We start from the raw sequence: 15,337 nt of genomic DNA, 5'->3' as shown, positions 1-15,337 counted from the left end.
GCTAGTTTCCCCCTTTGATCGTTTCTAACGGTTTTGCATTTCCGTAAACTGGACGTTCTCTCTTCACTGGCTGTGCCCATTTGACTGCGTTTGTGATGACCTTTTGAATTTTTTCATTATGGTAAGTTGGGTACGTTTCATGTCCTGGTCGGAAGTAGAACACCTTCCCGTTTCCGCGTGTATATGTACAGCCGCTTCGGAACACTTCGCCGCCCTCAAACCAACTAGTAAAAACAAGCTCATCTGGCTGCGGAATATCAAAATGCTCACCGTACATTTCTTCCTGTGGTAACTCAATATATTCACCGATTCCCTCTGCAATCGGGTGACTCGGGCTCACTACCCAAAGACGCTCTTTCTCATCCGCTTCACGCCACTTCAGATCACAGCTCGTTCCCATTAATGTTTTAAAGATTTTCGAAAAATGGCCAGAATGAAGCACAATTAAGCCCATTCCATCAAGAACGCGCTGCTGCACCTTTTGTACGACTGTGTCTGATACTTCGTTATGAGCAAGATGTCCCCACCAAACAAGTACATCTGTATTCGCTAACACATCATCCGTTAATCCATGCTCCGGCTCATCAAGTGTCGCTGTCTTCGCTTCGTAACCTGCTGAAGTTAAAAACGACGCAATCGCCCCGTGAATACCCTCCGGATAAATATCCCTTACCACTGGATTCTTCTGCTCATGTCGATTCTCATTCCATACTGTTACCTTCACCACGTCAAACCACTCCTTTTACAATATCTTACTCCCTATTTTAGAGATTCATAGATTTTATGAAACTGCTTACATTGACGAGTAGGGTGGAAAATATTGACCTCACCGGATGTGAAAGTAACCAGATTACTATCAAATATATATATTCTGCTTCATGGGGACTTAGAAACCCTTTTCGTTACCATAAGTTTCGTTTTATTGCTTTCATGGGAATCTAACTGGATGTTTGGTTTCCGGTAGCTTAGTTTTCCTGCCCTTATGGGAACCTAAGTGCCTTTTTGATTACTACTAGACTTGGTTTCCTGCCTCACGGGAACCTAACTGCTCTTTTGGTTACCACTAGACTAGTTTCTCTTCTTCCATGGGAACACAACTGCCCTTTCACTTACCGTTAGACCAGTTCTTCTCCCTCCTACGGGAACTCAACTGCTCTTTCATTTACCACTAACCCCGCTCTCCTCCCTCCTACGGGAACTCAACTGCCCTTTCACTTACCGTTAGACCAGTTCTTCTCCCTCCTACGGGAACTCAACTGCTCTTTCATTTACCGCTAACCCCGCTCTCCTCCCTCCTACGGGAACTCAACTGCTCTTTCATTTACCGCTAACCCCGCTCTCCTCCCTCCTACGGGAACTCAACTGCTCTTTCATTTACCACTAACCCCGCTCTCCTCCCTCCTACGGGAACTCAACTGCCCTTTCATTTACCGCTAACCCCGTTCTCCTCCCTTCATCGGGAACTCAATCACCCTTTCAGTGACCACCAAACCCTATTTTCCTAATAAACAGGCACTGACACCCCCGCCAACTCGACCTCTCCTTTCCAACCACCTACAAATTTCCCCATACAAATAAAAGAGACCACCTCAAAGTAGTCTCCCAATAACTCTATTTCTTCCCAACCAAACCCGCCCGATACTCATTCGGCGTAATCCCCACAACCTTCTTAAACACCTTACGAAAATACTTATCATCCTGATAACCAATCATATTTGCAATCTCATAAATTTTCAGCTGGCTATTTTTCAACAGCGATTTTGCCTTTTTCATGCGGATGTTCACGATGTAATCAGAGATATTTACGTTAAATTCTTGCTTGAACTTTCGTGAAATATACTCGCGGCTAATGTAAAAATGCTCAGAAATCTCTTGTAGCTTCACGTCACGATCGAAGTTTGCCTGCAAATACGCTTCAATATCTTCAATGATATTAGTTGTTTTTCTACTGACCTGTTTCTTCAGCTTCCTTAAAAACAAACTGATCTCGCGCCTTTTCGCAGCCACATAGTCTTCCAGCATGAAGTTCCCTTCTTCATCAAAGAACGAATCGACTCGGCCCTCGACATCTTCAGATACCTTCACCTCAAGCTTATTGGCTTTATACCAGCGATTGCTCAATAGCAAGTACTCATTTTCAAACTGCACTACTTGTCTAACCGATAAGTAGTTCTGTTCGGTAAAATCGATCCGCACCTGCTCAATGAGCTCATCAAATGCTTCGATTTCCCCTGCCTGAATCGCGAGGTCTATGCTTGAGGAGTAATCCATAAGGCTCTTCAACGGTTTGTCCGGCATCATATATTCCACATACACCTTACATGCTTTTGGCTCCAACAGATTTCTGCCCACGAGTACCATCCTCGCTTCTCGGTACGATCCCTTCAGCTGGGAGCTTTCCTCGACCATTTTCCCTAAAGCGATCGGACAGGCGATATTCATAGCCGCTTGCAACGATTTGTAAATGCCAGTGAGAATTTCCTTCACCTCATCAAATCGATCCCAAAAGATGATGACAACCTCACCTTTGTTAGATAAATATCGAAATCCGATTCCGCACTCTTTTTCTAGTAACATTTCGTTTACCACATTTAGTACTGTAAAATAGGCTAAATCACGATCTCCACCAAAAGCTTCAATCGTTCTTCGGTTCACCCGAATAATCCCTACCTTATAACTTCGTGATGACTGAAATCCTAATTCCTCGAACAATCCCTCGTCCACACCCTCGTCACTATTCATGAGCTGCGTGAACTTTCGGTCGCGGTAGACGGGCTTCATCATATTCATCAACTGCCCGCTCGTTTCTTCTTTTTTCCGCTCCTCTTCTTCCTTTTTCCATTCATTCACTGCCGTTTCTAACGTTTGATTCAATATTTCCGGATCCACAGGCTTCAGCAAATAATCCGTGCTTCCGAAGTGAATTGCTTTTCTCATATAATGATAGTCATCGTACCCAGTGACGACGATCACCTTGCTTGTGGGGTGATTTCCTTTGATCCATTCGAGTAGCTTCGTGCCGTCCATTTTCGGCATTTTCATATCGGAAAAAATGATCTCTGGACGGTGTTTTTCAATGAGGTTGGTTGCTTCTTCTCCATTGCTTGCTTCATAGATCGTGGTGATTCCGTGCTTTTCCCAATTCCCTAGAAGTTTGATTCCTTCACGTACATGTTTTTCATCATCAACAATTAAAACGATCACGGCTAGTTCCCCTCCTTTGGCATTTCAACAGGAATGCATATGCTTACAACAAAGCCTTCTTCTCCATTTTTATAGATGGAAAAATCCGCTTGATTTCGATAATAAATCACTAATCGATCATAAATATTTTTCAGGCCGATCGATGCCGACGACTTCTCCGTTCCACTATACAACTCGTGACGAATAAGGCTTAATTGCTCATCGGTTACCCCTGCTCCATTGTCCTTCACGGATATTTTAAGCATCCCATTTTCCTGGACAGCCGCAGAAATGATGATCGCTTGTTTATCTGTATGCTGATCAAAGCCATGCTTAAAGCAATTTTCAACAATCGGCTGCAGAATCATTTTCGGAACCAAAATTCCCTCTGTTTCCTTTTGAATAACCAAGTGAAAATTAAATTGATCATCAAATCGTTGTTTCTGCAGCTGCAAGTATGATTTCACATGCCGTATTTCATGTGATAGTGGAACTACATCTTCCTTCATATTCATGCTATATCGCATGATTCCTGCAAGTGACGTTAACAACGTATACACCTTTGTCCCGTTAGCTTTGAGTGCCAACGTGCCAATCGACTGAAGTGAGTTATATAAAAAATGCGGATTGATTTGTGAGCGCAAAACACGAAGCTGGGAGGCTTTATTCTCTATATCCAACCGGTATTCGCGTTCAATCAGTTCATTTATTTTTTCAATCATGCTCTTAAAATGCTTTCCTAGCATACCAATTTCGTCATTTCCTAATGACTCAAAATCAGCCTTGAACTCCCCTTTTTCTACCTTTTTCATATTAGTGATCAGCACTTTGATAGGGGCTGTAATTTTAAAGGAAACAAACATGGTGGCTACTAGTACGACCACCATGGTTACAATTCCAATTAGAATGTTGGTGAAGGCTGTCTGGCGAGCGATTTGGTACAACACATCATACGGAATTCGCTTCGCAATATACCAATTTTCCACAGGTCCTGAAAATTGGTCAAACACAATCACCCCTTCTTCCCACTCGAGGCTCTTTGTGGAGGTTGGTTGCTCCTTGATTGGTTCGTACCAACTTTCGGTCATCGGTTCTCCAATCATCTCTTCATTAGAGGAATACACCACGATTCCTTGGTCATTCACAATGAAAAGCTCTTCGATGTCCTTCGTATATAATCGATCCGCAACCGCTCCGATTCTTGATAAATTAATATCAATGGAGAGAAAACCTAATATATCTTCCGCTGGTACGTCGCGAATGATGCTATGAAAGCTGAGGACCTTTGTACTCTGTGATTTGGGTATAAAGGCCATATTGTTGTAGCTGGATATTTCATGTGGCGGTTCAATTAAATAAAAATCATCATGACGAGGCAGCTGCGCATAATAAGGATGCGACATGATATTCTCGTATTCACCCCTGCCACTAATCGTAGAATGATAGTTCGTAAACGAGTCCTTTTCCTTATCAATATACAGATGCATTTGTTCAATTTCAGGACGTGTATTAAATAAATACGCTAGCGCGCGTCGGATTTCTTCTTGGTTACTCCCAATGTCTCCCGATATTCCTTCTCTCATCACGCTCATTAGCGGGTCATATCGATAGAGCACCGTTGACATTTGTGCAATATCTTCCAGATACACCGTCAGCTCCTGCTCCCCTTTTGTGATAAGGTCATGATTCGTGGAGACAAACTGATCATTAATAGAGTTGGTGGTTTGGTAATAGGTGATTCCAATCGCTGTACCAAATGGAAGGATGGTTGCCAGCATTAAAAAGATGATTAACTTTTTTCGAATTCCCCACTTCATAGCTCCCTGCTCCTCCTCTGGACACGAAATCCCACTCATTGTAGCACAATTTTCTTGGACTTCAACAGAGGGTGTAAAAAATGAAACCGTTCAATATTTTCCACCCTGTTGGTCAATGTAAGCCGTTTCATAGTTTTTTAAAATAGTTGAAAATAGGACTATGGAGGTGCAGGGGATGAATAGTCAAAGTAATGTAAAAGAAGTTGACGGGGCAGTTGTTGTTAGTGAGAAACGCACGCAAAAAGCTGTGTCCACTCCTTTGTTTAGTAAAAAGAAGCTGAAAGATGCAGGATTGTTCACCTTATTCGTTGGACCTGTGTTCTTAGCATTTACCTTAATTGTCTTAATTCCTTTCTTTTCGGGTGTTTATTATGCATTTACGGATTGGAACGGGATTACAGGGTCGGTCCAGTGGGTTGGACTTGATAACTTTAAGTATTTGATTTTTGAAGATAAACAGTTTCACGCTTCCTTCCTTCTAACGACGAAATATACGGTTGTAGCAATCTTGCTAACAAACGTGATCGGGTTTGGATTAGCGATTATCGTGACACAAATGCTGAAAACGAGAAATATTTTACGAACAGTCTTCTTCATGCCAAATCTACTTGGTGGTCTTTTACTAGGATTCATTTGGCAGTTCATTTTTGTAAAAGGTTTCGCTTCTATCGGCGAGATCACAGGAATTCCACTTTTTGAACTAGCTTGGTTAGGAGATGCAAGCACAGCCTTTTGGGGAATTGTGATTGTCAGCGTGTGGCAAGGTGCAGGTTACATCATGATCATCTACATCGCCGCACTACAAAATGTTCCACAAGAATTAATTGAAGCAGCAAGAATTGACGGAGCTAACAGATTTCAAATTCTCCGTCACATCACGATGCCATTAGTTGCACCAGCTGTAACGATCTGTTTATTTTTAACAACGGCATCCTCTTTTAAAATCTTTGATGCGAACCTATCGCTAACGAATGGTGGACCATTTAAATCAACCGAGATGTTAGCGCTTAATATTTACACAGAGGCTTTCGTTAATAACCGTTACGGAATTGGTGAAGCAAAGGCATTGATTTTCTTCCTTGTCGTAGCCGCGATTACCGTACTACAAGTGACGATTTCTAAGAAAAGGGAGGTTGAATCGTGATGGGTCACAAGTATTCATGGAGAACCTTCAGTGTTGAGATCTTTGCGATTGTGCTCGGACTTTTGTTCCTAGTCCCTTTCTATTATGTGGTGTCAAATTCCTTGAAGCCTTTTGCCGAAATTTTAACGAATACATCGGCACTACCGAAAGTGTTTCAGTTTGAAAACTATGTACGAGCTTTTGAAATGCTTGATTTCTTTAACGTTTTTAAAAATTCGTTGATTATCACAATTGCTAGTAATGTAGTTTTGGTGCTCTTTTGCTCGATGGCGGCGTATATGCTCGTTCGTACGAAAAAGAAGATTAGTAATATCATCTTTATGACCTTCGTTGCTGCGATGATTATTCCGTTCCAATCGATTATGATTCCGCTGATTAAAACAGCTGGAAATTTTGGATTACTGAACAGCATGTGGGGCCTGGTGATTATGTATTTAGGCTTCGGGTCTGGAATGACGATCTTCTTGTACCACGGGTTTATTAAAGGAATTCCGGTTGAACTGGAAGAAGCAGCTATCATTGATGGCTGTTCACGATTCGGGGTTTTCTGGAGAATTGTTTTTCCTCTATTGAAGCCGATTACGGTGACGATTGTGATTTTAAACAGCTTATGGATTTGGAATGACTTCTTATTGCCGTCTCTTGTTCTTCAGGATCCGGAGCTAAGAACGATTCCACTTGCGACTTTCTTCTTCTTCGGTCAATATACGAAGCAGTGGGATTTAGCACTAGCTGCATTGGTACTTGGTATCATTCCGTTATTGATTTTCTTCTTCTCGATGCAAAAACACATCATTAAGGGAATTACTAGCGGTTCAATTAAGTAAGGGTTTTACCTCCACGGTCTGACTGGCTCAGGCTGTGGAATCAAATATAAAAATTTTAAAGATCTTTTTCCAAGGGGGAAAACAAAAATGGCTTTAAAGTTGAAAAAGTATTCGGTTTTAGCAGGTGTATTGTCTGCCTCACTTCTTTTAGGAGCTTGTTCAAGCGATAGCACTTCTGGCGACAAAGAAGGTGCAAGCAAGGACGATAAAGTGGTAATTGATATTTTCCAAGGGAAGGTTGAAATTGCTGATCAATTGAAAGCGTTAACAGATGAGTATACAAAAGAACATCCAGATGTGACTTTTAATATTGAAACAGTTGGTGGCGGTGCGGACGGTGCGGCTGCACTAAAAGCAAAATTTGCTTCTAATAAAGCACCTGATATTTTCACAAATGATGGAGATGCACAATTATTGGTTTGGCAGGATAAGTTAGAAGATTTATCTGATCAACCATGGGTAGCTGACGCATTCGATGGTACTTTAGATGGAATGACATCTGACGGGAAAATTTACGGTATGCCTTTAAACATGGAAGGTTACGGCTTTGCTTATAACAAAGAACTATTTGAAAAAGCAGGTATCACGGAGCTTCCTACGACATTCTCTGAATTAGAAGCAGCAGCTAAGAAGCTTCAAGATGCTGGCATCACTCCATTCTCGATCGGTTATGGCGAGTGGTGGGTATTAGCAAACCACGGCTTAAACGTTCCATTTGCTTACCAAGAAGACACTGACGCGTTCTTCACTGGCTTAAACGACGGTTCTGGTAAAATTGAAGGCAACGAATTCGTAAGCAAGTACTTTGATTTAATCGACTTAACGATCAAGTACGGTAACAAAAATCCATTAACAACTGACTACAACACACAAGTAACGCTATTCGCTACTGGCGAAGCTGCAATGACGCAACAAGGAAACTGGATTCAACCAATGTTAGACAAGATCAACCCTGAAATTGAAGTTGGATTTATTCCAATGCCACTTACAGATGACGAAGCTCAAACAGATAAGCTAATGGTTGACGTTCCAAGTAACTGGGTTGTTCACAACGGTTCAACGGATGAAGAAAAAGAAGTAGCAAAAGACTTCTTAAACTGGATGGTTACCTCTGAAGCTGGTAAAACGGCATTAACAAAAGAATTCAAGTACATCCCTGCATTCAAGTCTGTTGAAGCATCTGCTGACGACATCGGACCTCTAGGCGCTGACCTTCTGAAGTACTCTCAAGAAGGCAAAACATACTCTTGGCAGTTCATGAAGTACCCAGACGGTGCTGGTCAAGAATTCGGTGCAGCGCTTCAAGCATACGTTGGCGGCCAAGCATCTAAAGAAGACACCATGAAAGCCTTCGACGCAACTTGGCAGAAGCTTAAGAAATAAGTGCTCGAACATAAGAATCACTGACTGACCCAACTAATTTGGGTCAGTTTTTTTGGTTGTTCGCCCCCACTGTCCACGCCACACGGACAAAAACAGTATTTCTGTCCACGAAGGGTGTCAGACACCGCAAAAAGACACTTTCCCACATTCTGTCCGCGAGGGGTGTCTGTCACCGCATTCGGTGGTATAATGGAGGATAGACTATTTTTGATAACGGGAGGGTCGGACGGATGTCACATATCCCTGAGGTTTACAAAGAATTAATTGAAACGGCTGCCGCAGATGTTTCGAAGCTCCTAAGTCCGGGTTATGAACCGGATGCGAAGCTGATGCAAAAAGGACTTCTTATATATAGGCAAGGACTCGTTACAAAGGTCCGTTACGAGGATGGCTCGGTTACATCAACGGTTCAGGATGTTACACCGGTTTTTGTTCAGGTGGAGTTGAACTTCTTCCAAACAAGCTCCTGTTCCTGCCCAGCTGATGGAATTTGCCGTCATATCGTCGCTACATTCCTTTACGCATTTTCCCAAGTCGGCAGTGTGGCTGACTGGGTCGAGGAATGGCGCACCCCTCTTCATGAGAAAAAAACGGCGCATCAGCTCGGACTCATGAAGGCCAAGGATTTAATGAAAGGATCAGGTACCATCAAACCCGATTACGATCATTGGGTTCAAACCTTTCAAAACAGCTTCCAATCCATCATGAATGGCCAAGGAACACCAAAGCCCTACCTCATCCCAGAACTGTACCAGGCCTATACGAGACGACTGCGTGCCACCGCACCGGTTGAATTAGAGTGGAAGAATCTGTATCAATTGGTCGGAAATATCTTTTCGTTCCGCCAGTTACTCAACTTAAGTCAGGAATCCGGTCATAGCTCGTATGACATTGAACGCAACTACCAGCAGCTATTTTTCTCACTCATTGACGAAATCGAAGTGCTCATCAACCGCCTAAGCGTACACGCCCTTCCTTTCGCCTTTGATGAGTTCATCGCCCGACTCAAAGATGATGTAACCGACCTTCTCATTGACGAGGTTGCTTTAGAGTTTGAACGAATCCAGCTTTATCAGCTGCTTTGGAGTTCTCTTTTTAAAAAGAAGCATTGGCGTGAAGAAGAGCTAGAAAAACTAGCGAACCTTGGGAAAATCAATGGCTCCTACGCCCTATCCATTGGCTACATTCATCTAAATCTGTTGTTAAAACGAGACGAAAAAGCTCTATCCATCATCACTCAACACGAAGCAGACATTAGTCCTTTTCTTCTCATCTGGTTAGAGGACTTTAAATCACAGCGTGACTGGAAACGCATGGGGCCATTCGTCGAGGCATTTATAGGCTATTTACGCCCTTATTTACTCAGCTTGCCGAACAGCTACGCGTGCTTTGACTTCACAAGGTATGCAACAAGAGTGCTGCAATCCTATTGTGCTGAAACTAATCGGATTGATCTGTATGAAAAAATTCTCATGCAGCTTCTTCCCTATAGCTACCGTGAATACGAGCAATACTTATATATGGAAAAGCAATACGAAAAATGGAGCGACCTGCAAGCCTATATCGGCTATGACATGACCTCCATCTCGACCGACAAAATCAAAGAGCTTCAAAAAGAGGACCCAGCCGTCCTATTGCCGCTCTACCATCAATCGATTCAGAAAAATATTGATTTGAAAAATCGTGGCAACTATCGCCAAGCCGTTCGTGAGCTAAAAAAGCTTCGAACACTATACAAAAAACTCAAGCGCCAAGACGAATTTGAGCAATTTTTCGACCTATTACTTGAGCGCACGAAACGGCTTCGAGCGTTTCACGAGGAATGTCAAAGGGGTAAGCTGATTCATGCTTAAAACGAGACTCGTACACATACACATTCGTCATATAGAAAACAACCGATACTTTATTTGGGCAACCAATGACCATAACGACGACGTCCAACCGTCACAGTGGAAATCGCTTCTTTTTAACCGTCACAAGGAATCGTATTACGGTACCTTTGTCGATGAAGAAACGATTGACCAACATCCCGGCGTGTCCATCGACGCTTGGCAGCTTGTGTCCCTTTTAGCACAAGAGCAATTCAATCAGCTTATCGAGTGGGATTGGGATGAAACGGCGCAAATCTGTCTGGCCTCTGCCCATTCGCTGCACGAAGCGATTTCGGAAAAAGATTGGCTTCCTGACTTTTCAGCATGGGAACAAGACGAATTCCGCTGGGCGCTTCCTGAGCGGGTCAAGCAGGAATTTGATCCGTCTTTTTTCGAGCAACAAATTTCTGAGGATGAAACCGTTCAACTTTTTATAGAAAAATGGTTCGATTCCTCCCTTAGCGCCTTTTTCGACAGAAACCAGGAATGGCACGAAAAAGTCGGAGTAAAGCTTGATGCTTTGAAAAACCAAGCCCTTTCTCCACGCGCATTGGCTACCTATTTTGATGAAGAAACATGGAGCGAATGGATTGGACTGAAAGAGTCTCAAGTACCGTTTTCATTAGGTTTGCGCTTAGAAGAGCCAGCGGACCTTGATGGAACATGGGAGCTTCAAGTCTTTTTACGCGGAAAAAATCAACCCGATCTGATTGTCGATGCCAAAGATGACAGCAATATGCCTAAAAGCTGGCAGGCGTATGATTCGTATATTGAACGTGAGCAACAGCGCTGGGTGGAGCTTTTTCCATGGCTGGAAGGAAGACGTGGAGTCACCAGTCAGTTAACGGAAAACGATGCTTGGATGTTCTTGTCTGATGCGAGTGAAACGTTGCTGGCATTAGGAGTCGAAATTCTCCTCCCTTCTTGGTGGCAAGCGATGAAGAACGCGAACTTGAAGGTCAAAGCCAAGCTCAAGGGAACGGGCTCACGCGGTCAGTCCTTTGTGGGACTCCAGGCGATGCTTGATTACAACTGGCGCTTCTCGATGAACGGAGTGGAGCTGAGTGAAGATGAGTTCCATCAGCTGGTTGAGGAAAAAAGACGCCTCGTGTTTATTCGCGGTCGTTGGATCAAGCTCGACCCAGGATTTATCCGTACCATTCAAGACTTAATGAAAAAGGCGGAAAAAGAAGGCTTACACGTAAGAGACCTCATCCAGCAGGAGCTTTTAGGTGGAGATGATGAAGATCCTTCTCAATCGCTGGATGATCCACGTGCGTTTGCCAAAATACAAATTGAGCTGAACCGTCAATGGAAGCAAATGATCAAGCAACTTCAGGACGTTCGTTCGATTCCCGAGGTTGAGGTCCCAGAAAGCTTCCTTGGTGAGCTGAGACCATATCAAAAACAAGGCATGAGCTGGCTATTGTTCTTGCGTAAGTATGGGTTTGGTGCGATTTTAGCTGATGATATGGGACTTGGAAAAACGATTCAGTTGATCAGTTACCTTTTACAAGTGAAAAAAGAGGACAAAAATCCAGCACCCGCTTTGATTGTTTGTCCAACTTCTGTACTTGGCAACTGGCAAAAGGAGATCGAACGTTTTGCACCTAATGTGAAAGTATATCTCCATTACGGTTCGAATCGTTTGAAAGAGGAGAAGTTCAAGGAAAAAGCGTTAGAGTCCGACGTCGTCCTCACCTCCTATGGACTCACTCATATCGACACAGCCGAGTTCGAGCCCATTACATGGAGCTCGGTCGCGATCGACGAAGCGCAAAATATTAAAAATGCTGGAACAAAGCAATCTCGTGCGGTCCGAAAGCTGAACGGTAAGCACCACATCGCACTAACGGGAACACCGATGGAAAATCGGTTAACCGAGCTTTGGAGCATTTTTGATTTTACCAATCACGGGTACTTAGGAAGCTTAGGGAATTTCCAGAAAAAGTTCGTCTTGCCGATTGAAAAAGACAATGAGAAGGAAAAAATCAGTGAGCTTCAAGCATTGATTCGACCATTCTTACTCAGACGGACGAAAAAAGATGAAGAAGTGGCGCTCAATCTACCGGATAAGCAGGAACAAAAGGAATACTGTCCGCTCACTGCCGAGCAGGCATCATTATACGAGCAACTCGTCCAAGATACATTTGCTCAGATCGAAACGCTTACTGGCCTCGAACGAAAGGGACTTATTTTACAATTGTTGAGCCGCTTAAAGCAGCTATGCAACCACCCTGCCCTTTACTTGAAGGAAGAAAATCCGTTACAGCTTCTTGAACGTTCAGTTAAGCTTGAAAAATTAACCGAGCTCATTGAAGCGGTACTCGAGCGCGAAGAAAGCGGCTTGATTTTCACCCAATACATCGAAATGGGTGAAATCATCCGACGTGTGTTAAATAAGAAGTACGGCATTGAAGTTCCTTTCTTAAACGGAAGTGTGCCAAAAGCCAAACGTGATGAAATGATCACACGATTCCAAAACCGCGAGTTCCCTGTGTTCCTGCTAAGTTTAAAAGCCGGTGGAACCGGGTTAAATCTAACAGCGGCAAATCACGTCATCCATTACGATCGCTGGTGGAACCCAGCCGTCGAAAACCAAGCAACCGACCGTGCCTACCGAATCGGTCAAAAACGATTCGTCCACGTTCACAAATTCATCAGCACAGGCACACTCGAAGAAAAAATCGACGCCATGCTAGAGAAAAAACAAACGCTAAACGATGCCATCATCCAAAGCGACAACTGGATCACCGAGCTCTCCACCGACGAGCTCCGCGACTTAATCCTACTCTCCTAGCAATAAGGTGTCTGTCACCACAAAAAGACAGATCGGGCCATTTTGTCCGCCCGGGGTGGACACTTTACACTCTGTCTACTGTCCGTCTCAGGTGGACAAAACCGACAAAAGTGTCCACGAAGGGTGTCTGTCACCGCAAGCGGGACGTAGAAAGACCCAGCCACGATGGCTGGGTCTTTTCCTTTATACTGCTAAGTGTCCTTTTAGTTCTTGTTGCACTCGTTCTTTTTCCTCGTCGGAGACAAAAAGGTACCACACTCTCCCTATGTACCCGCCTTCACCTTGAATCGTGAGTTGGTCAATCATCCTCCCCGATTTCCGATAATTCTTCTGGATATCGACCATTTGATCCCAAGTTAGGTTCGTTCGTACATTTTCTCCGAGTGCGGAGAAAATATCACCGAAATTGGTTAGTGAGCTAAAGCTTGCCCCTTCACGGATAACTCCTCGAATAATTTGGCGCTGGCGCTGCTGTCTTCCGAAATCACCTTGTGGGTCATCGTACCTCATTTGCACATACGAAAGAGCTTCCTTACCCGTTAAGCCGATTTCACCTTCTTTAAAAGTAACGCCCCCGTTAGAAAACTCAAACGAGTTGTTTACTGTAATTCCGCCTACTGCATCCACAATATCTTGAAAACCTTCCATATTCACCTTTATATAATAGTCGATCGGGATGTCGAGAAAGTTCTCAACGGTTGCCATCGCCATTTCTTCATTTCCGAAGGCGTACGCATGATTAATCTTATCCTCGGTACCACGACCAACGATCTCCACCCTCGTATCACGAGGGATACTCAACATCTTCACTGTCTCTAATTCCGGATTCACCGTCAATACAATCATCGTATCTGATCGGCCTTTGTCTCCTTCTCTCTCATCCACACCAAGCATCAACACAGAGAACGGCTCCTGCGCCTCGAGCGAAACCTCCTGTGCCCTCTTGTCGGAAACCTTCCTACTCGTTGGATCATGCATCGTCTCCATCGCTTTACTCAGCGAGTGATACACCGAATATGCATATGCACCTGCACCAAGAAAAAGCAGCAGCAGGATGATTCCTGTTACCCTGACCCATCTCCGCTTTTTCTTACGCCTTTCTGCCCTCATAAAGACAACCTCCCTTTATGAGAACAGAATAACAGAAAATTATTCCAATTCTAGAAAAAGTGTTCGACAATTCTTTTATATATAAAACAACCAAACAATCAACGTCGCAAAACTCGAACCTAAAATCGCACTTAACGTCATAGCAACCGAGCTAATCGAAACCGTTAATTCATCAAATTCCTTCGCCTTCGAGGTTCCAATCGCATGAGAGGCACTTCCAAAGGCCATTCCCCTCCCTAATTGGCTTGTAATTCGGAACCAGTTAAAGATAGTAGGTCCCAACACCGCTCCTGTCAGGCCTGCCAGCAACACGAATACGATCGTCATAGACGAAAATCCTCCGATCGCTTTTGTCACCTGGATGGCAACGGGAGTGGTAATCGATTTAGGAATAATAGAAAGAATGAGATTTTGTGAAACTCCTAAAACCTCCGCCAGCAACACTCCGCTAACCATACCTACTACTAACCCCATAACCACCCCTCCCACAATCGGAACCAGCTGACCCATTAACGTTTTTCTCTGCTTATACAACGGAAGGGCAAGAGCAACAACTGCGGGTCCAAGCAAGTGGTTGATCCATTCTCCACCAATCATATACGTTTCATAGGATAGTTGAAACACACTTAATATCACTATAATCGCAATGGTGGTTGTCAGTAAGGGAAGAAGAAACGCGAAGGAATACTTCAAGTACAACCGGTTCATCAAAAGATACATGCCAACCGTTAATACCACAATTATTATTGAGACAAGGAATTGTTGCACTGAATTTTCTCCTTCCTTTTTTGGGCCATTCTTTCCAAGAACTGACAACACCGCCCAACCGATATCATCGTCACGATCGTACTTACCATGATAATCCCGAATAAGATTAACCCTTTTCCTGATAAAAGGGATGGTTCATTCATCACACTGACCGTTGCTGGTACTAGTAACAGTGGAAGAAAAGTGATAAGAACACTCGCACCGTCCTGAATCCAAACGACAAGAATAATTTTAAAAAATAATAAAAGCAACAATAATAACAATCCAATAATACTACCAGGAAGAGGAATATGGAGAAAGCCTTGGAAGAAACTGCCTATATAAAATAAACCAATCAATATACCAATCTGAAAAATTACCTTCGTAACGTACATAGTCGAGTTGATTCGCCACCTTTTTAATAAAGACTATCTTCATTTTACTATAAAAAACGC

General features: G+C 43.4%; 11 protein-coding genes. 5 read left to right on the top strand and 6 right to left on the bottom strand.

Annotation, left to right across the window (positions count from 1 at the left end):
• Position 1 precedes the first annotated feature (1 nt).
• From ACQ5H4_RS08645 to ACQ5H4_RS08635, 3 genes are all read right to left on the bottom strand, one after another.
• A complete protein-coding gene (locus ACQ5H4_RS08645) occupies positions 2 to 727 on the bottom strand; it encodes a ThuA domain-containing protein (RefSeq protein WP_430774534.1) in 726 nt (241 codons plus the stop codon).
• An 884-nt stretch (positions 728 to 1,611) separates the two neighbouring features.
• The gene (locus ACQ5H4_RS08640; RefSeq protein WP_430774533.1) at positions 1,612 to 3,204 is read right to left on the bottom strand and encodes a response regulator; all 1,593 of its coding nucleotides are present in this window, start codon (positions 3,202 to 3,204) and stop codon (positions 1,612 to 1,614) included.
• A gap of 2 nt (positions 3,205 to 3,206) precedes the next feature.
• Positions 3,207 to 5,000 carry a cache domain-containing sensor histidine kinase gene (locus ACQ5H4_RS08635; protein ID WP_430774532.1) on the bottom strand — a complete coding sequence of 598 codons (1,794 nt, stop codon included), beginning with the start codon at positions 4,998 to 5,000 and terminating at the stop codon, positions 3,207 to 3,209.
• Positions 5,001 to 5,175: 175 nt separating this feature from the next.
• On the opposite strand from ACQ5H4_RS08635, the gene ACQ5H4_RS08630 reads away from it, so the two are divergent.
• From ACQ5H4_RS08630 to ACQ5H4_RS08610, 5 genes are all read left to right on the top strand, one after another.
• Complete coding sequence (locus tag ACQ5H4_RS08630; RefSeq protein WP_430774531.1) at positions 5,176 to 6,144, top strand: carbohydrate ABC transporter permease; 969 nt, start codon at positions 5,176 to 5,178, stop codon at positions 6,142 to 6,144.
• A complete protein-coding gene (locus ACQ5H4_RS08625) occupies positions 6,144 to 6,971 on the top strand; it encodes a carbohydrate ABC transporter permease (RefSeq protein ID WP_430774659.1) in 828 nt (275 codons plus the stop codon). Before ACQ5H4_RS08630 ends, ACQ5H4_RS08625 begins: the two co-directional genes overlap by 1 nt.
• 87 nt (positions 6,972 to 7,058) lie before the next feature.
• Positions 7,059 to 8,354: an ABC transporter substrate-binding protein gene (locus tag ACQ5H4_RS08620; protein WP_430774530.1), complete on the top strand. Its 1,296-nt coding sequence runs from the start codon at positions 7,059 to 7,061 to the stop codon at positions 8,352 to 8,354.
• A gap of 230 nt (positions 8,355 to 8,584) precedes the next feature.
• On the top strand, positions 8,585 to 10,207 hold the full coding sequence (locus ACQ5H4_RS08615; protein WP_430774529.1) for an SWIM zinc finger family protein: 1,623 nt from the start codon (positions 8,585 to 8,587) through the stop codon (positions 10,205 to 10,207).
• The gene (locus ACQ5H4_RS08610; protein ID WP_430774528.1) at positions 10,200 to 13,025 is read left to right on the top strand and encodes a DEAD/DEAH box helicase; all 2,826 of its coding nucleotides are present in this window, start codon (positions 10,200 to 10,202) and stop codon (positions 13,023 to 13,025) included. The genes ACQ5H4_RS08615 and ACQ5H4_RS08610 overlap by 8 nt, the downstream gene beginning before the upstream one ends.
• Before the next feature lie 183 nt (positions 13,026 to 13,208).
• On the opposite strand, the gene ACQ5H4_RS08605 is transcribed toward ACQ5H4_RS08610, so the two are convergent.
• The 3 genes from ACQ5H4_RS08605 to ACQ5H4_RS08595 all read right to left on the bottom strand — a co-directional run bounded on the left by ACQ5H4_RS08605 (position 13,209) and on the right by ACQ5H4_RS08595 (position 15,277).
• Positions 13,209 to 14,135, bottom strand: a complete 927-nt coding sequence (locus ACQ5H4_RS08605) for an LCP family glycopolymer transferase (protein WP_430774527.1) — start codon at positions 14,133 to 14,135, stop codon at positions 13,209 to 13,211.
• A gap of 75 nt (positions 14,136 to 14,210) precedes the next feature.
• Positions 14,211 to 14,903, bottom strand: a complete 693-nt coding sequence (locus ACQ5H4_RS08600) for an LrgB family protein (RefSeq protein ID WP_430774526.1) — start codon at positions 14,901 to 14,903, stop codon at positions 14,211 to 14,213.
• On the bottom strand, positions 14,879 to 15,277 hold the full coding sequence (locus ACQ5H4_RS08595) for a CidA/LrgA family protein (RefSeq protein ID WP_430774525.1): 399 nt from the start codon (positions 15,275 to 15,277) through the stop codon (positions 14,879 to 14,881). The genes ACQ5H4_RS08600 and ACQ5H4_RS08595 overlap by 25 nt, the downstream gene beginning before the upstream one ends.
• Positions 15,278 to 15,337: the final 60 nt, after the last annotated feature.

Source organism: Bacillus coreaensis (assembly GCF_050586445.1).
GTDB classification, from domain to species: domain Bacteria; phylum Bacillota; class Bacilli; order Bacillales; family Cytobacillaceae; genus Robertmurraya_A; species Robertmurraya_A coreaensis.
Note: the sequence above shows the minus strand (reverse complement) of the source record. Positions and strands in the feature narration are given on the sequence as shown.